Here is a 19372-nt window from a genome sequence, read left to right as displayed (position 1 = left end):
CCACGTCGGGCCGGAGGCACAGCAGCGCCGCGGCCACGAGCAGGCGCGGCGAGGTCATGCGAGGTTCAGGAAAGTGGTGCGGTAGTGGGCCAGCTCCTCGATGGACTCGTGGATGTCGGCCAGGGCGGTGTGGGCCTGGGCCTTCTTGAAGCCCTCCAGCGCCGCCGGCTTCCAGCGCTTGGCCAGTTCCTTGAGCGTGGACACGTCGAGGTTGCGGTAGTGGAAGAAGGCCTCCAGCTCCGGCATGTAGTTGGCGAGGAAGCGCCGGTCCTGGCAGATGCTGTTGCCGCACATCGGGCTCTTGCCCTTGGGGACGTAAGCCTTCAGGAACTCGATGGTGCGGGCGGAGGCCTCGGCCTCGTCGACGGTCGAGGCCTTCACGCGGTCGATCAGGCCGCTCTTGCCGTGAGTGCCCTTGTTCCAGGCGTCCATCGCATCCAGCGTCGCGTCGCTCTGGTGCACGGCGAAGACGGGGCCCTCGACGCGCTTGTCGAGGTGGGCATCGGTCACGACGACGGCGATCTCGATGATGCGGTCACGGTCGGGATAGAGGCCGGTCATCTCGAGATCGATCCAGATCAGGTTGTTTTCGCTCGGGGCAAGGGTGTCGGACATGGTGGGCTCACGCGGAAGAGGCGGGATTCTCGCAGCCCCGGGGTTACCTACACTCGCGCCATGTCCCCCACGCCCCTGTCCCTGGCCTTCGCCATCGCGCTGGCCGCCTCCACGCTGCTGAAGTTCTGGCTGTCCGCACGACAGATCCGCCATGTCGCCATCCACCGCGGGCAGGTGCCGGCGGCCTTCGCCGGCAACGTCAGCCTGGCCGCCCACCAGAAGGCGGCCGACTACACCATCGCGCGGGCCCGCTTCGGCCTGCTGTCCCTGGCCTTCAGCGCCGCCGTGCTGCTGGGCTGGACGCTGCTCGGCGGCCTGGACGCCCTCAACCGCGCCGTACTCGAGGCCAGCCATGGCCTGCCGGCCGGCTGGCAGGCCATGGGCTACCAGCTCGGCCTGGTCGCGGCCTTCGCCCTCTTGGGCGGCCTGCTCGACCTGCCCTGGGAGATGTGGTCGACCTTCCGCATCGAGCAGGCCTTCGGCTTCAACCGCACGACGCTGGCCCTGTACTTCAGCGACATGCTCAAGGGCCTGGCCGTCGGCGTGCTGCTGGGCCTGCCCATCGTCGCTCTCATCCTGTGGCTGATGGGCGCGGCGGGCCCGCGCTGGTGGCTGTGGGCCTGGGGCGCCTGGATGGGCTTCAACCTGCTGGTCATGGTGATCTATCCCAGCGTCATCGCGCCGCTGTTCAACAAGTTCGAGCCGCTGACCGACACGGCGCTGCGCGATCGGGTCGAGCGGCTGATGGCGCGCTGCGGCTTCTCGGCCAAGGGCCTGTTCGTCATGGACGGCAGCCGCCGCTCGGCCCACGGCAATGCCTACTTCAGCGGCTTCGGGCCGGCCAAGCGCGTGGTCTTCTTCGACACCCTGCTGGCCAAGCTCGACGGCGGCGAGGTGGAGGCCGTGCTCGCCCACGAGCTCGGCCACTTCAAGCACCGCCACATCACCAAGCGCATCGTGCTGATGTTCGCGCTGAGCCTGGCCGGCTTCGCGCTGCTGGGCTGGCTGGCCCAGCAGCCGGCTTTCTACCTGGGCCTGGGCGTGCAGCCCTCGCTGAGCGCGCCCAACGACGCGCTGGCCCTCATCCTCTTCCTGCTCGCGGGCCCGGTGTTCGGCTTCTTCGTCACGCCGCTGGCCAGCCATTTCTCGCGCCGCGACGAGTTCCAGGCCGATGCCTATGCCCGCGCGCAGGCCAGCGCCGCCGCCCTCTCCTCGGCCCTGCTCAAACTGCATGAGGACAACGCCGGCACCCTGACGCCCGACCCGGTCTACGCCCGCTTCTACTACTCCCACCCGCCGGCCGCCGAACGGCTGGCCGCACTCGCCCCATGAACCTGCTGCTCGCCCAGTGCGACCCCAAGGCGCCCCTGCTGGACGCCGACGCCCGCCAGCGCGTGCTCGCCGCCCTGCCCGGCTGGAGCCCTGACCCCGAGAACAAGCTGATCGGGCGGCGCTTCGGCTTCGCCAACTTCTACCAGGTCATGGCCTTCGTGAACGCGGTGGCCGAGATCGCCCATGCCCAGGACCACCATCCCGAGATGCTGGTCGGCTACGACGCCTGCACGGTCAGCTTCACGACCCATTCGCGCGGCGGCCTGACGCTGAACGACGCGATCTGCGCGGCGCAGGTGAGCGCCCTGCCCGAGGCGACCGCCTGATGGGCAAGTTCCAGGCGCTGGACCTGGGATTGGTGGTGCGCGGCCACGGCCGCCACTACATCGTGGAAGACGCCGACGGCAAGCGCTTCGTCTGCCATCCGCGCGGCAAGAAGAGCGATGCGGTCGTGGGCGACCAGGTGCGCTTCGCCGAGGCCAGCGCCGACGAGGGCGTCATCGAGGCCGTCGAGCCGCGGCGCAACCTGCTGTTCCGCCAGGACGAGTGGAAGACCAAGAGCTTTGCCGCCAACCTCGACCAGTTGCTGGTGCTGGTCGCCGTGGAGCCGGTCTTCAGCGAAAGCCAGCTGGCGCGCGCCCTCATCGCGGCGGAATCCGCCGGCATCCGTGCCGCCATCGCCCTCAACAAGATCGACCTGGCCGGCACCGACGCGGCACGCGAGCGGCTGGCGCCTTACCGCGCCATGGGGCTGACCGTCTTCGAGGTCGCCCTCAAGGCCGACCGCGAGGGCTCGCGCGCCACGCTCGGGCCCTGGCTGGACGGGCAGCGCAGCTTCGTCCTCGGCCCGAGCGGCACCGGCAAGAGCACCCTCATCAACCTGCTGGTGCAGGACGCCCAGGCCCAGGTCGGCGAAATCTCCCAGGCGCTGAACTCCGGCCGGCACACGACCACGACGACGCAGTGGTACTGGACGGATGCCGCGCGCACGACGGCGCTGATCGACTCGCCGGGCTTCCAGGAATTCGGCCTGCGCCAGATCAACGCCGCGGAGCTGTGGCGCTACATGCCCGACCTGCGCGAGCATGCCGAGTGCCGCTTCGCCAACTGCAGCCACATCCACGAGCCGGGCTGCGGCGTGCGCGCCGCGCTCGACGCCGGGCTGATCAGCCCGAGCCGCTACCGCATCTACGGCGAGATCCTCGAGGAACTGCAGCGCAAGAGCTGGTGATCAGCGCGGCCCGTCCAGCCGCTGCACCGGCCTCGAGGGCTCGTCGACCTCGCGGGCCTCGATGTCCACCACGTCCTCGGCCGCCTGCTGCCGGCGCGGCGCCCATGGGTTCTGGTTGACGCGAAAGCGCAGGTCGGGCTTGCGGCCCGTGAGCAGGCTGACGATCAGGAAGGCCACGAAGGCCAGCACCGCGAACAGGAAGAGGGCCAGGCCGACGACGGCGCCGGCGATGACGAACAGGAGACGGACCACGACACGAACCAGGTTCATGCCGTGATTCTGGACCGCTTCAGCCACGGCCGACGAAAGGCATGTCACGCGCCATCACGGTCATGCTCAGCACGTTGGCCGACAAGGGGAGCGAGGCCATGTAGACCACGGCGCGGGCCACGTCCTCGACGTCCATGGTCGGCTCCACGGCGACCTGGCCGTTGGCCTGGGGCACGCCCTGGCGCATGCGCAGCGTCATGTCGGTCGCGGCGTTGCCGATGTCGATCTGCCCGCAGGCGATGTCGAAGGCGCGGCCGTCCAGGCTGAGCGACTTGGTCAGGCCGGTGATGGCGTGCTTGGTGGCCGTGTAGGGCGCCGAGAACGGCCGCGGCACGTGGGCCGAGATGGAGCCGTTGTTGATGATGCGTCCGCCGCGCGGCTGCTGCGCCTTCATCAGCGCAAAGGCGGCGCGGGCGCAGAGGAAGCTGCCGGTGAGGTTGGTGTCCACCACCGCCCGCCACTGCGCCACCGTCAGTTCGTCGACCGGCACCGGCGGCGCCGAGATGCCGGCGTTGTTGAAGAGCAGGTCCAGGCGGCCGAAGCGTTCGCGCAGGCGGGCGAAGGCGGCGTCCACCTGGGCCTCGTCGGCCACGTCGGCGGGCAGGACGAGGGCGTCGTCCAGCGTCTCGCGCAGCGCCGCCTCGCGCCGGCCCATCAGGGCCAGCGTCCAGCCCTCGGCCGCGAGGGCCCGCGCCACCGCGCGGCCGATGCCCGAGCCGGCGCCCGTGACGAGGGCGATGCGCGCGCCGCCCATCAGCGGCCGACCGGCATGACCAGGGTGCGCTGCACCCAGCCGCTGAAGTTGGCGGCATCGACCTTGACGAAGCCGTCCTTGACCTCGCCGGTGGCGACCAGCTCGTCGCTGCGGTTGAGCGTGGCCACGACCTTGCTGTCGCGCGAGGGGCCGGCATAGGCCTTCACGTTGGAGATCTTGGCCATCAGCATCTGGCCGGCAGGCACGGGCGCGGCGGCCTGCAGCGAGGCGGCCGCATTGGCGTCGCCGGAGGCGCTGCCGGTGCGCACGAGGCTGTCCTGGTCGCGAATGGTCTGGACGATCTTGTTGTAGTTGTCGAGGAAGCTGGCCGCGATGAGCTTGCCCTCGGGCGTGCTGGTGTAACCGCCCAAGCCACCGACGGCACCGCCGCCGAAGCCCCAGCCGCCGATGGAGAAGTCGGTCTTGGTGGCCTTGCCCTCGGCACCCGCCACCTGGATGCTGGAGCGCACGTCGGCCAGCAGCAGGCTGGTGGAGGCCTCCTTGAACTTCAACCCGCCGGCGATGGCGCCGATGATGCCGAGCTTGCCGCCGAGGAAGCCGCCCAGGCCGCCCGTGGTGCTGCCACCGATCTGGACGTTGGGGGTCATGACGAAGTCGGCCGCCTGCATCTGGCCCTTGCCGATGTTGGACTCCTGGCGCATCTCGCCAGCGGCAGCAAGGGCGCGCTCCTGCTGGATGTTCTGCATGGCCTGGCCGCGCTCGACGACGTCGAAGCAGCCGGACTGCTGCACCATCATGCGCAGCAGGGCCGCGGGCGAGCCCAGGCCGTACTGCGACAGGTAGTTCCAGCCGTGCTGGGGCTCGGCGACGGCGAGCACGCCCAGCTTCTTGTTGCACTTCTCGACCGTGGAGCCGATGTCGTCGGCCCGGGCCGTCGCGGACAGGGCCAGGCCGGCCACCAGCAGCGGGTAGATCGTCTTCTTCATTGCAAGGGTGCCCCCGGTAAATCTTGTAAGGGGGCGATTTTGCCCATGTCGAAGCGAACCGGCATCCACACGGATGCGGTCGCTTCAATCAGGGTCGTCAGGGGCGCAACACCAGCCGATGGGCCGTTTCGGCAGGCAGGAAGGGCAGCGGCTCGCCCGCCAGCCAGGCCGCATGGTCGCTGCGGTAGAAGGGCGAGAGCGGATGGCCGCTCTGCCCGCCCGGGATGACGAGGATGCCCTTCTCCTCGTGTCCGGGCGACACCACCATGCGCTCGCTCTGGCCGTGGCCGTGGTTGTGCACGCGCGGCATGTGGCTGTCCCCGGCCATGCCTTGCGAGGCCTGGTCCAGCCAGCGCGACAGGGCCGGCACGGCCAGGCTCAGGGGGTGGCGCATGCTGGTGGGGTTGTCCGCGCCCCAGGTCGAGCCGGCCAGGCTGCCGTGCTTGGCGATCAGCTCCTTGCGGCTGGCGAGCACCGCCTGCTGCAGCAGCTCGGGCCAGCTCCTGTAGGCGGCCGGCAGGGTGTCGGGCCGGGCCGCCTGGATCAACGCCCAGCCGGGCGTCTCGGGCACCATCTTCACGTCCCGCAGCGTCAGTCCGTTGGCTTCGACAAGGCCCGCCAGCGGCGCGAAGACCTGCTTGAGCGCCTGCTCGCGGAAGGCCCGCACCAGCAGATAGCCCACGGCATCGGGCCTGGCGGCGTCGGCGCTCTTCTCGACCTCGGCGCGGTAGTCCGCCAGGCCCTGGGCGGCGACGAACTCCGGCGTCAGCACGCGCTCCAGCAGCAGTTGGCGCCAGTGCTGCAGGAACAGGGCGCGATGGTCGAGCTGGATGGCGTGCAGGCCCGCCTCGTCGAAACGCTCCGCGGCCCGCAGGTCGTCGCGGATCTGCATGGCGCGGGCGCCGAGGTCCCAGCCGCCGTTGCCCAGGCGCTGCATGGCCTCGCCGCCGACCATGCGCGAGTTGGCCGTCCACAGCCGCCCGTCGGCCGGGTCGACAAGGCGCGGCTGCTCCGCCGCGGAGAGGTAGCCCTGCCAGCGCTGCCGGCCGTCGCTCCAGTCCTGCGGATGGTCCATGTCGCCCGAGCCCATGCCCGCGCGGCGCGGCATCGCCCCGGCGACGGTCCAGCCGATGCGGCCGGTGCTGTCGGCCACGAGCAGGTTCTGGGCCGGCATGCCGGCTCCGGCGGCCCAGCGCACGGCCTCGTCGACGTCGGCGGCCGTCTCCATGTGCATCAGCCGCAGGTTCATGCCCTCGGCGTCGTGGGCCACCCAGCGCAGGGCATAGGCCTGGCCGGCCGGCGCCTTCTGCGGCAGCAGCGGCCCCCACTCGCTCTCCAGCACGGCCAGCTCGACTGGCGCCGCGCCGGCCACCTGGATACGCTCGACGGCGCGGTTCAAAGGCTTGAGCTGGCCGCCGGACAGGTAGTGGCTGCCGGCCGCATCCAGGCGCAGCGCGACGACGTCGGCCCAGTCGGACGTCGTGTTGGTGAAGCCCCAGGCCACCCGGCCGTTGCTGCCGACGACGAGCAGGGGCGCGCCAGGCAGGGTCACGCCGGCGATGTCGTGGCTTCCCGCGCCGTCCTTCCACTGCATGCGGGCCTTGAACCAGATGCCGGGCGAGCGCAGGCCCAGGTGCATGTCGTCCGCCAGGATGGCGCGCCCGTCCGCGCCGTGGGCGGCGGCGACGGCGAAGTTGTTGCTGCCGAGGTCGCGCGCGTCCTGCAGGCCGCAGTCGGTGCAGGCCACCCTGGCGGCGCGCAGCACCTCCGGCAGCGGCCCCACCGGCACGGGCACGGCCTGCAGGCGGCTGTCGTCCATGGCGGCCTGCCAGTCGGCGCTGTGCTGGGTCAGGAAGGCATACCAGTCGGCCGGCACGGCGTCGCGCAGCAGGCCGGTGGCGATGTCGTCCTTGCCCTGCGAGGCCTGCAGGTCCAGGTACATGCCATAGGCCACCAGCACCGTGTCGGCCGCCACCCAGGGGCTGGGCTGCTGGCGCAGCAGCAGGTACTCGGGCGGGCGTGCCGACAGCGCGGCCAGCCCGGCGTTGACGCCGCTCACATAGGCATCCAGCAGCGCGCGCTCGTCGGCCGGCATGGCGGCCAGGCCCGCTTCGGCCCGGTGGCGGAAGCGGTGCAGCCGCCGCTGCCGGTCCAGCGGCAGCGCCTTGGGGCCGACCAGGGCCGACAGCTCGCCCGCGGCGTTGCGGCGCATCAGGTCCATCTGGAAGAAGCGCTCCTGGGCATGCACGTAGCCGAGGGCGCGCGCCACGTCCAGGCGGTTCTCGGCCGCGAGGGTCACGTAGCCGCGGGCGTCGCGCTGGATCTCCGCCGGTGCGCCCAGGGCCGGCAGGCTGCGCTCGCCGTCGAGCGGCGCGAGGCTCGCGCGCAGGGCCAGCCACAAACCCAGGGCCGCCAGCAGCAGGAGGCCCAGCAGCGCGAGGAGAAGGCGTCTGAGCCAGGCCATCAGAAGGTCCCCGGGTAGCTGCCGCCGTCGAGCAGGAGGTTCTGTCCGGTGAGATAGCCGGCCTGGGCGCTGCAGAGCATGGCGCAGATGGCGCCGAACTCGGCGGCCGTGCCGAAGCGCTGGGCCGGGATGGCGGCGCGCCGCCGCGCCGCCATGTCCTCGGCGCTGAGGCCGGCCTTGGCGGCCCCCGCGGCGAAGGTCTTCTTCAGCCGGTCGGTGTCGAAGGCGCCGGGCAGCAGGTTGTTGAGGGTGACGTTGGCGCCGGCCAGGCGCGGCTGGCGGGCCACGCCGGCAACGAAGCCGGTCAGGCCCGAGCGGGCGCCGTTGGACAGGCCCAGCACGTCGATGGGCGCCTTCACCGCGCCCGAGGTGATGTTGACGATGCGGCCGAAGCCACGTGCGGCCATGGCATCGACCGTGGCCTTGATCAGCTCGATGGGCGCGAGCATGTTGGCCTCCAGCGCGGCCATCCATTGCTCGCGGCCCCAGTCGCGGAAGTCGCCGGGCGGCGGGCCGCCGGCGTTGTTGACGAGGATGTCCACCTGCGGACAGGCAGACAGCGCCGCGGCACGCCCCTCGGGCGTGGCGATGTCGCCCGCCACCGCGCGCACCTCGACCGTTGGGTTCGCGGCCCGCAGCGCCTCGGCCGTGGCGAGCAGGTCGGCCTCGCCGCGGGCCGTGATGACGACGTTCGCGCCCTCCCCCGCCAGCGCCTCGGCGCAGCCCCGCCCCAAGCCCTTGCTCGCCGCGCAAACCAGCGCCCAGCGGCCTTTCAATCCCAGATCCATAACGACTCCTCAAGCAGACTGCGGCCGTGCGCAGCACGCCGCATCATCGCGCGACTGCCGCGGAACTGGCTTTGCCAGGCCGCTGGCAGTGCCCCCTTGAGGGGGCTGAGGCCGGACACAGATGGCGTGCCATTTGTGCCTGCCGAAGGGTCGGGCCTCTGGCCCGGCGCGGCCTGCAAGGCGCCGTAAGGCCGTAGGGGGTGGGAGAGCTACCTCCAGAACTTGCCGTCGGGGCCGACGATGGACACGTCGGTGAACTCCAGGCCGGTGTGGTCCTTCTCGGTGTAGTGCACCTGCAGGCCGCCCAGGTCGATGCGCGCGCCGTCGAGCGCCTTGAGCAGGCCCTCGCGGCTCAGGTCCTTGCCGGCGCGCTTGATCGCCTCGACGACCAGTCTGGCCGCGGCGAAGCCCTCGAGCTGGGCCGGCGTCAGTTCGTGGCGGCCGGCCGCCTTGGCCAGGGCGAGGGCTTCGCGCACCAGCGGGTTGGAGGTGGACCGCTCGTAGGGGAAGAGCTGCGTCACGATGATGCCGCGGGCGTTCTCGCCCAGCGCCTTCACGAAGTCGGCCGAGGCATTGTTGGACAGCGTGGCCACGTGGGCCGTGGAGCCGGCCGCGCGCAGGGCGTTCACGCCTTCGACGACCGCATAGGCCGGGCCGATGAACACGACCGCCTCGATGTTGGCCTTGGCGATGGCCTGCATGGTCGGCGCGAGGTCGGGCCGGTTGCGGTCGAAGCGCAGGTGCGACATCGCCCGCAGCTTCATCTCGTCCAGCCCCTTGATGGCGCCCTTGCCGGCGTCGTTCCCGAACGGGTCGTTCACCTGCACGATGGTGATGCGCTTGACGCCGATGCCGGCCAGGTGGCGCACGGCGCGCTCCGCCTCGCGCTGATAGCTGGCACGCAGGTGGAAGACGTAGGGCTGGATGGGCTCGTACAGGCTGATGGCGCCCGTGGCCGGCGCGATCAGCGGCAGGCGGTTGTCCTTGAGCACCGGCAGCATGGATTCGGTGGGGCCGGTGCCACGGCTGAGCATCAGGGCGAGCACGCCCTGGCTGGCCAGGGACTTGGCGGCGGCCGCGGCGGTGGCGGGGTCGTACTTGTCGTCCTGGGTGACCAGCTCGATGTTCTGGCCCTTGATGCCGCCCTGGGCATTGACCGCGTCGAAGTACAGGCGCGCGCCTTCGGCGCTCTCCTGCACCACGCTCGCGACGGGGCCCGAGAACCCCGCCACCATGCCGATGCGCAAGGCGCCCTGCGCGAGCGCAGCGTCCATACCGAAACAGGCGACGAACCATGCCGCGAGGGCCACCCAACGCTTCACTGTCTTTCTCCGGGGCCCGGTGCTGACGGGCCAATCTGGCGGCGGATTGTGGGGCCAGCCCCCCGGGCCGCAGCAGCCCCGCCGCCCCGGTAAAAACCCGGGCACCGCGGCCCGCCGATGCGCATTTGCACCGGTTTGGCCGGACCTACACTCGGGCCGCCTTGCGCCACGCCGCGCCGCCATGCCGCAACGACCCGCCCCACCACCGCCCGCCGCCCCGCCCCGCGCGCCCTTGCAGGCTTTCGGCTGGCAGCGCAATTCGCTGACCTTCGCCGTCGTGCTGGCGCTGCTGTTGGGCCTGCTGCTGCCAACGACGGCGGTGCTGCTCTACGACGGCCAGAAGACCCGCGCGACGGCGATGGAAGACCTCAGGCGCGACCTCGCGCGGACCACGGAGGTCATGTCGCTGTCGCTGGCCGAGCCGGTCTGGCAGGTCTCGCCCGACCTGGCCGAGCCCATGGTCAAGGCGCAGGTGGACGACCCGCGCTTCGTCGCCGTCAAGGTGGTGGAGCCGGCGGCGTCGGCGCCCTTCCTGTCCTTCGAGCGCAAGCAGGAGGCCGGCGAGGCGGCACTGACGCTGAGCCAGACCCGCCCCATCCAGCGCGACGGCCGCGAGATCGCGCAGCTCACGGTCAGCATGAGCGCCGCCCCGCTGCTGCAGGCCAAGCAGGCCGAGGTCTGGCGCACCGTCTGGCGCAGCGGCCTCACGCTGACGCTGTCCCTCGTGCTGATGCTCTGGGTGCTGCAGCGCTACGTGCTGCGGCCCATGACCGAACTGACCGGCGCGGCCGAGGCCCTCGCGGCCGGGCGGCTGGAGCAGCCGCTGCGCGTGGGCGGCGCGGACGAGATCGCCCGCGTGGGGGGGGCGATGGAGCGCATGCGCCAGGCGCTGCTGTCGGCCTTCGAGGCGCTGCGCCAGCACAACCTCAACCTCGAGGAGACGGTGACCCAGCGCACTGCCGAACTCACGGCCAGCAATGCCGAGCTGTCAGAGGCGCTGCAGACGCTGCAGAAGGCGCAGCGCGAGCTGGTCGAGTCCGAGAAGCTCGCCTCGCTCGGCCGGCTGGTGGCCGGCGTGGCCCATGAGCTGAACACGCCGCTGGGCAATGCGCTGACGGTGGTCTCGGCCCTGGAGGACCGCTACAAGCAGCTCGAAGGCATGCTGGCCGGCAGCGTGCAGCTGCGCCGCAGCACGCTGGAGGAGCTGGCGCGCGACACACGGCGGGGCCAGGACATCCTGCAGCGCAACGTGCAGAAGGCGGCCGACCTGGTGCGCGACTTCAAGCAGGTGGCCATCGACCAGACGGCGGACCTGCGCCGCGACTTCGACCTCGCCAAGGTGATCGAGGACGTGCTGGTGATGGTGGAGCCCAGCTTCAAGCACACGCCCTACGCCATCGACACCGAGCTGAGCCACGGCCTCATCATGAACAGCTACCCCGGCGCCCTCGGCCAGGTGCTGACCAACCTGCTGATGAACGCCCTGCTGCACGGCTTCGACGGCGTGCCGCAGGGCCACGTGAAGGTGCACTGCGCGCGGCTGAGCGACGACGAGGTCGAGCTCAGCGTGACGGACGACGGCCGCGGCATGGACGAGTCGGTGCGGCGGCGCATCTTCGACCCCTTCTTCACCACCAAGCTCGGCACCGGCGGCTCGGGCCTGGGCATGCACATCGTGCACAGCATCGTGACCAACGTGCTGGGCGGCCAGATCGAGGTCAGGTCCACGCCCGGCCAGGGCACGCAGATGCTGATGAGGCTGCCCCTGGTGGCGCCGCAGCGCGCCGCCGGCGAGGGATCAGGCGCTCACTGAGAGGCGGCGGAGGCCGCGGGCAGCGCGGCCGAGGCGGCTTCGATGGCGGCCGATGCAGCGGGGCTGGCTTCGTGGGCGGCGGACACGTCGTGCTTCTCGCCGCTCATGTCGATGTTGCCGCCGCTCTTCATCAGGATGAACAGGGCCAGGGCGGCAAAGGCGATGAAACCGACGATCAACTTCCACATGCTCACACTCCGGTGATCTTGAACTGCCGGAGATTCTGGAGGGGCAGGCTGACGCTCAACTGAAGGCGAAGCGCTGCGCCTCGCCGGCCTCGCCGCTGTACTCGAGCGCGTGGTCGCGGCTGGCGAAGTCGACGCGCAGGGCGGCCCAGGCGCTGCCGTTCTGCCAGCGCAGGTGCAGCTCGGTGTCGCCGCCGGGCTGCAGGCTGAAGTCGCCGCCGAAGGCCGGATGGCGGTTGCGCAGGCGGATCAGCTCGATGAGGCGGCGCACGACGGGGCGCTGGCACTCGCGGGCGATCTCGTCGGCGTCGTAGAAGTGGCGGTTGATGTCGCGGCCCACCTGGGTGCGCGCCAGCAGGGCCATGTCGTTGTGCCCGGCCAGCAGGCCGACGTAGTAGACCTGGGGCACGCCGGGCAGGAAGAACTGGATGGCGCGGGCCAGCAGATAGGCCGTCTCGTCGCGGCCCATGGCGTCGAAGAAGCTGCAGTTGACCTGGTAGAGATCGAGGTTGCTGGCCGCCGCGCCGGTGGCCTTGCGGCTTTCGCCGCCGCTGGCCTCGTGGATGCGCTCGACGAGGGCATCCAGCTCCTCGGGCGGCACCAGGCCCGGGTAGGCGGCGCGGTCGGTCGCGTCGGCGCCGATGTCGATGATGCCGATGCCGTCGTGGGTGTCGAGCACCGTCAGGGCGTTCGCCGGGCGGATGGCGATCCAGCGCTTGAGGGCCGCGGCGGTGCGGAAGGCGAAGGCATGCAGCACCAGCGGCGGCAGCGCGAAGTCGTAGACCCAGTCGACACGTGCAGCGATCTCGATCTGGCGCTGGTGGTAGGCGTGGATCTCGACCAGCACCTCGATGCCCAGCGCCCTCGCCTCCTGGGCGAACTCGCCGATGAAGTCGAAGGTCTCGGGCATCATGAAGCAGCTCTCGCCGGCCTTCTTGATGGCGTAGCCGACGGCGTCCAGCCTCACCATGCGGATGCCGTTGGCAGCGAAGGTGCGCAGGATGCCGCTGAGGTAGGCACGGCCCTGCGGGTGGCGCACGGCGATGTCGATCTGGGCGGCGGTGAAGGTGGTCCAGAGGATGCGGCGCTCGCCGCACCGAAGCGTGGCGTAGGTCAGCGGCAGGCCGGGGCGCGGGCGGTAGACGGTCAGCAGGTCACGCTCGGTCGCGCCGTTCGGGAACACGGCGTCCAGGGTCAGGAAGAGGCCGGCATGGGCGGAGGCCTCGCCCTTCTCGGAGTAGTCCAGGAACTGCGGCGACTCGCTGGACATGTGGTTGACGATGACGTCGGCCATGACGTCCAGACGTTCGGTCAGGGCCTTGACGTCGGCCCAGCTACCCAGGCGCGGGTCGACGCGGGTGTGGTCGATGGGGTCGAAGCCGGCATCGGCGCCGTCGATGGCGTGGAAGAAAGGCAGCAGGTGCACGCCGCCGAAGACGCCCGCCAGCGGGGCGCCGGGTTCGCTCAGCAGCGCGGTCAGGCGGGCGAGGTCGGCGCCGTCGCGCTGGCCGCCGAGGCGGTCGACATAGGTGATGAGCTGGACCTGGTTCTTCATGGTGTCTTCTCGGGGCGCACGCGCAGCACGCACAGGGCAGCCAGGGCCAGCAGCACGCCGGCCAGGCGGATGACGTTCTCGGGGCGGCCGCCCAGCAGCCCGTCGTAGATCAGCGGCAGGGACACCGCCTGGATGAGCATGGGGATGACGATGAACATGTTGAAGATGCCCATGTAGACCCCGGCGCGCTGGGGCGGGATGCTGCCGGCGAGCAGCACGTAGGGGTTGCCCATGATGGAACCCCAGGCCAGGCCGATGCCCACCATGGGCAGGAAGAGCAGCCAGCCCTGGCCGTGGATGCCGGGCAGCGCCCACATGCCGGCGGCAGCGGCGAGCAGCGCGAAGGCGTGCACCCATTTCGCGCCGAGGCGCCGCGTGAAGGGCACCATGGCAAAGGCGGCGACGAAAGCCACGGCGTTGTAGAAACCGCCGACCTGGCCGTTGAGCAGGGCCGCGTCGCGAAAGCCTGCGCCGTGCGGGTCGTCCGTGCCGAAGACGGTCGAGGCCAGCATGGGCACGACGTAGATCCAGTAGCACATCATTCCGTACCACTGGAAGAGCGCCATCCACCACAGCCGCCGCATCGTCGGCGGCATCTCGCGCACGGCGCTCCAGATCTCGGCCAGCGCCGGCCCGACACCGCGCGGCAGCGCGCGCAGCCGGGCGACCTCCGCGGCCGGCAGCGGCAACTCGGGCACCTTGCGCACCGACCACCACACGGTCGTGAACGACAACACGGCGCCAGCGGCGAAAGCCAGCGTGGTGACGACCGGGATGCCGTTGGCCCCCAGCGCGTCCTTGTTCATGCCCAGGGCGACCAGCAGGCTGGGCGTGAGGTAGGCCAGGGTCTGGGCCAGGCCGGTGAAGGAGGCCTGGGTCAGGAAGCCGGCGGCATGCTGCTCCTCGCGCAGCCGGTCGCTGACGTAGGCGCGGTAGGGCTCCATGGTCACGTTGTTGGCGGCGTCGAGGATCCACAGCAGCCCCGCCGCGAACCACAGCGCCGGGCTGAAGGGCATGGCCAGCAGGCCCAGGGAACAGATCAGCGCACCGATGAGGAAGTAAGGCGTGCGCCGCCCCCAGCGGTGGATCGTGCGGTCGCTCATCGCGCCGATCAAGGGCTGCACCAGCAGGCCGGTGATGGGTCCGGCCAGCCAGAGGTAAGGCAGGTCCCTGCCCTCGGCGCCGAGCATCTGGTAGATCGGACTCATGTTGGCCTGCTGCAGGCCGAAGCTGAACTGGATGCCGAGGAAGCCGACATTCATGTTCACGATCTGCGAGGCCGAGAGGTGGGGCTTGTTCATCGTCCAGCCTCGACCGGCAGCAGGTGAACACAGCCACAGAGGCACAGAGGCACAGAGGCTGCGGGATGGAGGCCTCTCTGTGCCTCTGTGCCTCTGTGGCCTTGTTCGAGTTCGAGTTTCATGTCGGTCCTCCGGGCGGCAGGGCGTGCAGCGCCTCACGCCAGGGCGACAACTTGACCGGGTCGGCCGGCAGCGGGCCGCGCACGCCGCAGATCATTGCGGCATAGCGGTTGGCCAGCTCCAGCGTCGCGCCCAGCTCGCACCCCAGGGCCAGGCCCGCGAGCAGCAGGGCCGTGAAGGCGTCGCCGGCGCCGACGCTGTCGACCAGGGCGGGTTGGGCGGCGCCCTGCCCCTGCGCCAGCAGCTCGCCGCCCATGCCGTGAAGGGCATAGCCGGCCGCCCCGCGCGTCAGCACCAGGCGCCGCAGGCCGAAGCGGGCCATCAGCGCCGACAGGTCGGGCTCGAACCAGGCGAGCAGGCGGGCCAGTTCGTCCTCGTTGAGCTTGACCCAGTCGGCCAGCATCAGCGACTCGGCCGCGAGTTCGGGCGTGTCGGTGCCGGGCCGCAGGTTGAGGTCGAGCAGCTTGACGCCGTGGGCGCGCTTGACGGTGGCGCGCACCGCCGCGCGCGAGACGGCATGGCGCTGGGCCAGCGTGCCGAAATAGACCAGGCCGGCGTCGCCGGGGTCGGCGGCGTCGAGATGGTCCCAGGCCGCGTCGGCGTGGATCTCGAAGCGGTGCCCGGCGGCGTCCTCGTGGACGGTGACGCGGCCCGTCGCGCGCTGCGCATCCCGCTGCAGGCCCTGCGGATCGAGGCCGAAGCGCGCCGCGCTGGCCTCGACGACGCGGCCCGCGGCGTCGCCTGCGCCGATGCGGCTGACGAAGCGCACCGGCGCGCCGAGGGCGGCCAGCGAGCGCGCCACGTTGAAGGGCGCGCCGCCGGCCACCGGCCCGTCGTGGAACTCGTCCACGAGGGCCTCGCCGATCACCAGCACTTGGCGGGGCATGGCGGGGCCGGTCAGAAGCTGTAGCGCAGGCTGGCCTTGACCGTGCGGCCCGTGTAGGCGCGCGCGGCGCCGCGGCCGTCGTTGCTCTCGGTGTAGGCGATCTCGTTGAAGAGGTTGTTCGCCGCGAGCGAGAGCGTGGCCTTGGGCGTCAGGGCATAACTGACGAAGGCGTTGACGACGGTGTAGGCCGGCAGCGTGATGGTCAGCGGGCCGGCGGGGCCGTCGTCCTGGCTCTTGGTGGTGCCCACGATGCCGACGCCGGCGGTCAGCTCGTCGCTGAAGTTCAGCGTCGGCGTGAGCTGGTAGACGAACTTGGCCTGGCGCTTGGGGGCGCGGCCGTCGGCCTGCTTGGCGTCGGTGTAGGTCAGGCCGCCGAGCAGGCTGACGACGCCGAAGCGGGCCGAGCCTTCGAGCTCCAGGCCGTTGCTGCGGTAGCGGTTGGCCTTGGCGACGATGGGCGTGGTGGTCACGTCGACGTTGATCTCGTCGGTGCTGGCATGGAAGAGCGTGGCGAAGAGGCTGTAGCCGCTGCCGCGCAGCTTCACGCCGGCCTCGGTCTGCTTGACCTTGTTGACCGGGATGGTCGAGCTCTTGCCGTTGACGAGGTTGGGGTTGTTGAAGAAGGTGATGCGGTCGGCGTTGTAGGCCGCGCCGTCGGAGTAGCGGGCGAAGACCGAGAGGTCCTTGCTGAGCTGGTAGTTGCCGCCCAGCGAATACGAAGTCCGGCCGAAGTCGTAGTCGATCAGGTTGGGCTGGGTCAGGTCGTAGGCGACGCCGGCGTTGGACTGGAAGTAGTTGCCGCTGGCCTTGTTCCTGTCGCGGCGCAGGCCGATGTCGCCCGAGAAGGCGCCGGCATCGAGGTTGAGCACGAGGTAGGGCGCCGTCGTCGTGTACTTGCTGTCCTGGAAGTTGCTGCAGCAGCCGCCGAAGCCCGGCGCGCCGTTGGTGACGCCGGGCACGTTGAGGACGCGGGCGCCGCTCTGCTCGGCGGAGAGGGAATATTGGTTGAAGTTCCAGGTCAGGTCGAGCTTCTGCACCGAGGTGTAGAGGCCGGCCACGGCGCTGACGCGGTTGCCGGCGCCAAGGACGAAGTCACGCGAGAACTTCAGGTCGTTGGCCATCAGGCCGGCGTCGTCGATGCGGGTGTTGAAGACGACGGCGGTGAACTTGTTGCCGGTGTAGGCCTGGCCGGCGTCCGGGCCGGTGGCGATGGTGGTGCCGGCGGGCGCGGCGGCCACGTCGTCACCCGGGAACACGCCGATGAAGCGTCCGCTGTTCTTGCTCCATGAGAACTTGTCCTGCAGGCGAAAGCCCCCGCCGGCATCGAGGCTCAGCTCGGCGCCGAAGGCGTCGCCCTTGGCGGCCAGGCCGTCGCGGATGTTGCTCAGCGCGCGCCCGTTGGTGTTGGTGAGGGTGTTGTCCAACGGCCAGCCGGCGTTGTAGAAGGCCGTGCGCCGCGGGTCGAGGCCGGGAATCTCCTGGATGCTGCCGTTTACGTAGCGCACCGGCGTGGGCATGAAAGTGGGCGTGTGGTCGTCCAGGTGCTTGAAGCTGAAGCGCACGAAGTCCTTGCCCGCCAGCTCGAAGGTCACGTTGCCGCGGATCTGGCCGCCGTTCTCGGTGCCGTCGGCGCCCTTGCGGCCGCCGTCGCCGACGCGGTAGAAGCCGCCGATGAAGAAGCGCGTCTTGGGCGCGAGACGGCCGCCATAGCCGTAGTCGAGCCGGGTCTGGTCGTAGCCCAGGCCCTTGGTGAGCTGCAGGCTGCCGCCCTCCTCCTCGCCGGTCTTGGTAATGAAGTTGATGATGCCGCCCGGAGCGCCGGTGGCGAGCACCGAGGCCGAGCCGCCGCGCACGACCTCCAGCCGGTCGAAGCCGGCGTCGGCCCGCATCCAGGTGTCGGGCGTCGCGAAGGCGATGTCGCCGAACTGCAGCACGGGCAGCCCGTCCTCCTGGAACTGGATGTAGCGGGCACCGCCGGCCGAGACCGGGATGCCACGCACGGCCACGTTCGCATTGGATTCGCCGCCGCTGGCCTCGGCGCGGATGCCCGGCACGGCGCGCAGCACGTCGGTGGCGCTGGCGGCCGTCACGGCGGTGACGCCCTCGCTCTCGATGGTGGAGATGGCCACGCTGGAGCGCATCTTGGACTTGGCCGAGGAGCTGCCGGTCACGACGACGGCATCGAGCTTGAGGCCGTCGGAGGTGTCCGCCGCGCCGGCGGCGGGCTGCGTCTGGGCCTGGGCAGCGACGCCGACGAGGGCGAGGGCCGCGGCGGCCAGGGGCTGGAGGTGGGGGCGCGCGCGGCGCAGGCGGGAGCTGGGCATGTTGTCTCCGGAATGGTTGTTCGGGGCCTTCTGCGAGGCGGATGGGCAGGTCGCCTTGGGCGTCTGTCTGGCATCGGATTCTGCGCGGGTCACGCCACTTTTGCAATCGATTGCATTTCAGTAGAAGCCCTATATAGCTTTGATCTCTTCGAAACTGCTATCTGCTTTTGATATCGATGGTCAGCCCGGCGAGGCCGGACGCCCGGGTGGACGGTTGGACAGTGCTCAGGCGGCGGCGGCCGGGGCGCTTTCGCGCAGCTTCAGGTAGACCGGCAAGGTGCGCGGCCCCGGGCGTTCGCCGCGCAACTGGCCCAGCAGCGCCTCGACGAGCTCGGCGCCGGCTTCGGCCACCGGCTGGTGCACCGTCGTGAGCGGCGGGTCGCAGTAGGCCGCCAGGGGCATGTCGTCATAACCCACCAAGGCCACGTCATCCGGCACGCTGCGGCCGGCGCCGCGCAGCGCCTGGATGGTGAGGAGGGCCAGCACGTCGCTGCAGCAGACCACGGCGTCAAAGTCGCGGCGCGAAACGCAGAAGTCGCGCACGACGCCGGTGGCGACGCCGGGCTCGAAGGGCGCCGCCAGTTCCAGCGCGGGGTCCACGTCGAGCCCCGCCTCGCGCAAGGCCTGGGCATAGCCCTGCCGGCGCAGCCAGACCTCAGGCAGCCGGGCGTCGCCGACGAAGGCGATGCGGCGGCGGCCGAGCTGCAGCAGGTGCCGCGCGGCCAGCGTGCCGCCCAGCACGTTGTCTCCGCCGACGCTGCAGTAGAGCTGCTGGGGCATCTCGCCGCCCCAGACGACGAGAGGCAGCTTGCGCGCGGCCATTTCGTTGAGCTGGTCGTGGTGGCGCCACTGGCCGATGAGGATGACGCCGATGGCCTTGCCGGAGTCGAACCAGTGCGAGGCGAGGTCCAGGCGCTCGGCATCCACGCGCGACAGCAGCATGTCGTAGCCGCGGTCGGTCAGAGCGTCGGCGATGGAGCCGACGATGGACAGGAAGAAGGGGTCGGAGATGTGCTGGCGCGAGCGGGCGTCGTAGGGCACGACGACGGCCACCGTCTTGTTCTCCTGCAGCCGCAGGTTGCGGGCGCCGAAGTTGATGGAGTAGTTGAGCGAGCGGGCCAGTTCGGCGACCCGCTGGCGGGTCTCGGCGTTGACGAGTTCGCTGCCGTTGAGGGCGCGCGACACGGTCGAAACGGACACGCCGGCCAGGCGCGCGATGTCGACCATCTGCAGGCGGCGCTGCTCGGCGTTGCCGGCCGGCGCGCCGGAAGGATCTTTGGGCTTGGACATCGGCGGCATCGTCGCAGGGCCGATTGCAATCGACAAGCAGGGGTGGCCCGGGATCGGGATAGGGGCGGCCAGGTTACCTGGCCGAGCCCCTCCCACACCACCGGGCATGCGGGTCCGCACCCGGCGGTTCAAGAGCTTGAGGTCACGAGAGGCGAGGCAGTCCCAGCCTGTCGAA

General features: G+C 70.8%; 17 protein-coding genes. 4 read left to right on the top strand and 13 right to left on the bottom strand.

Translation table 11 applies throughout. From position 1 onward, the window contains the following. Positions 1–54: 54 nt before the first annotated feature. On the bottom strand, positions 55–615 hold the full coding sequence (gene orn / locus LXT12_RS23770; protein ID WP_233394791.1) for an oligoribonuclease: 561 nt from the start codon (positions 613–615) through the stop codon (positions 55–57). Positions 616–675: 60 nt separating this feature from the next. On the opposite strand from orn, the gene LXT12_RS23765 reads away from it, so the two are divergent. The 3 genes from LXT12_RS23765 to rsgA are packed head-to-tail and all read left to right on the top strand — an operon-like array spanning position 676 to position 3178. Continuing rightward, positions 676–1947 carry a M48 family metallopeptidase gene (locus tag LXT12_RS23765; RefSeq protein WP_233394790.1) on the top strand — a complete coding sequence of 424 codons (1272 nt, stop codon included), beginning with the start codon at positions 676–678 and terminating at the stop codon, positions 1945–1947. After that, a complete protein-coding gene (locus LXT12_RS23760) occupies positions 1944–2273 on the top strand; it encodes a 4a-hydroxytetrahydrobiopterin dehydratase (RefSeq protein ID WP_233394789.1) in 330 nt (109 codons plus the stop codon). Before LXT12_RS23765 ends, LXT12_RS23760 begins: the two co-directional genes overlap by 4 nt. Beyond that, the gene (gene rsgA, locus LXT12_RS23755) at positions 2231–3178 is read left to right on the top strand and encodes a ribosome small subunit-dependent GTPase A (protein WP_419964792.1); all 948 of its coding nucleotides are present in this window, start codon (positions 2231–2233) and stop codon (positions 3176–3178) included. Before LXT12_RS23760 ends, rsgA begins: the two co-directional genes overlap by 43 nt. Here rsgA and LXT12_RS23750 read toward each other — a convergent pair whose 3' ends face one another. From LXT12_RS23750 to LXT12_RS23725, 6 genes are all read right to left on the bottom strand, one after another. Further along, entirely contained in the window at positions 3179–3448 is a 270-nt protein-coding gene (locus LXT12_RS23750; protein WP_233394787.1) for a hypothetical protein, read from the bottom strand. A 19-nt stretch (positions 3449–3467) separates the two neighbouring features. After that, positions 3468–4202, bottom strand: coding sequence for an SDR family oxidoreductase (locus LXT12_RS23745; RefSeq protein WP_233394786.1), 735 nt, complete (start codon positions 4200–4202; stop codon positions 3468–3470). Continuing rightward, entirely contained in the window at positions 4202–5149 is a 948-nt protein-coding gene (locus tag LXT12_RS23740) for a CsgG/HfaB family protein (RefSeq protein ID WP_233394785.1), read from the bottom strand. Before LXT12_RS23740 ends, LXT12_RS23745 begins: the two co-directional genes overlap by 1 nt. Before the next feature lie 97 nt (positions 5150–5246). Continuing rightward, a complete protein-coding gene (locus LXT12_RS23735) occupies positions 5247–7613 on the bottom strand; it encodes a penicillin acylase family protein (RefSeq protein ID WP_233394784.1) in 2367 nt (788 codons plus the stop codon). Further along, positions 7613–8401: an SDR family oxidoreductase gene (locus LXT12_RS23730; protein ID WP_233394783.1), complete on the bottom strand. Its 789-nt coding sequence runs from the start codon at positions 8399–8401 to the stop codon at positions 7613–7615. Before LXT12_RS23730 ends, LXT12_RS23735 begins: the two co-directional genes overlap by 1 nt. Before the next feature lie 209 nt (positions 8402–8610). Then, complete coding sequence (locus tag LXT12_RS23725; RefSeq protein WP_233394782.1) at positions 8611–9675, bottom strand: ABC transporter substrate-binding protein; 1065 nt, start codon at positions 9673–9675, stop codon at positions 8611–8613. Positions 9676–9904: 229 nt separating this feature from the next. Here LXT12_RS23725 and LXT12_RS23720 point away from each other — a divergent pair, with 229 nt between their 5' ends. Next, positions 9905–11536: a sensor histidine kinase gene (locus tag LXT12_RS23720; RefSeq protein ID WP_233394781.1), complete on the top strand. Its 1632-nt coding sequence runs from the start codon at positions 9905–9907 to the stop codon at positions 11534–11536. Here LXT12_RS23720 and LXT12_RS23715 read toward each other — a convergent pair. The 6 genes from LXT12_RS23715 to LXT12_RS23690 form a co-directional block, all read right to left on the bottom strand. Continuing rightward, positions 11530–11724: a hypothetical protein gene (locus LXT12_RS23715; protein WP_233394780.1), complete on the bottom strand. Its 195-nt coding sequence runs from the start codon at positions 11722–11724 to the stop codon at positions 11530–11532. The genes LXT12_RS23720 and LXT12_RS23715 overlap by 7 nt on opposite strands. A gap of 55 nt (positions 11725–11779) precedes the next feature. Then, complete coding sequence (gene gtfA, locus LXT12_RS23710) at positions 11780–13276, bottom strand: sucrose phosphorylase (RefSeq protein WP_233394779.1); 1497 nt, start codon at positions 13274–13276, stop codon at positions 11780–11782. Next, positions 13273–14577 carry an MFS transporter gene (locus LXT12_RS23705; RefSeq protein ID WP_233394778.1) on the bottom strand — a complete coding sequence of 435 codons (1305 nt, stop codon included), beginning with the start codon at positions 14575–14577 and terminating at the stop codon, positions 13273–13275. The genes gtfA and LXT12_RS23705 overlap by 4 nt, the downstream gene beginning before the upstream one ends. A gap of 118 nt (positions 14578–14695) precedes the next feature. Beyond that, positions 14696–15583, bottom strand: a complete 888-nt coding sequence (locus LXT12_RS23700; protein ID WP_233394777.1) for a PfkB family carbohydrate kinase — start codon at positions 15581–15583, stop codon at positions 14696–14698. An 11-nt stretch (positions 15584–15594) separates the two neighbouring features. Further along, on the bottom strand, positions 15595–17907 hold the full coding sequence (locus tag LXT12_RS23695; RefSeq protein WP_233394776.1) for a TonB-dependent receptor: 2313 nt from the start codon (positions 17905–17907) through the stop codon (positions 15595–15597). Positions 17908–18132: 225 nt separating this feature from the next. Next, positions 18133–19197: a LacI family DNA-binding transcriptional regulator gene (locus LXT12_RS23690; protein WP_233394775.1), complete on the bottom strand. Its 1065-nt coding sequence runs from the start codon at positions 19195–19197 to the stop codon at positions 18133–18135. Positions 19198–19372 lie beyond the last annotated feature (175 nt).

Origin of the sequence: Pelomonas caseinilytica (assembly GCF_021353235.1) — a bacterium.
Lineage (GTDB): Bacteria > Pseudomonadota > Gammaproteobacteria > Burkholderiales > Burkholderiaceae_C > Pelomonas > Pelomonas caseinilytica.
This window is presented reverse-complemented; position numbering and strand designations above follow the sequence as displayed.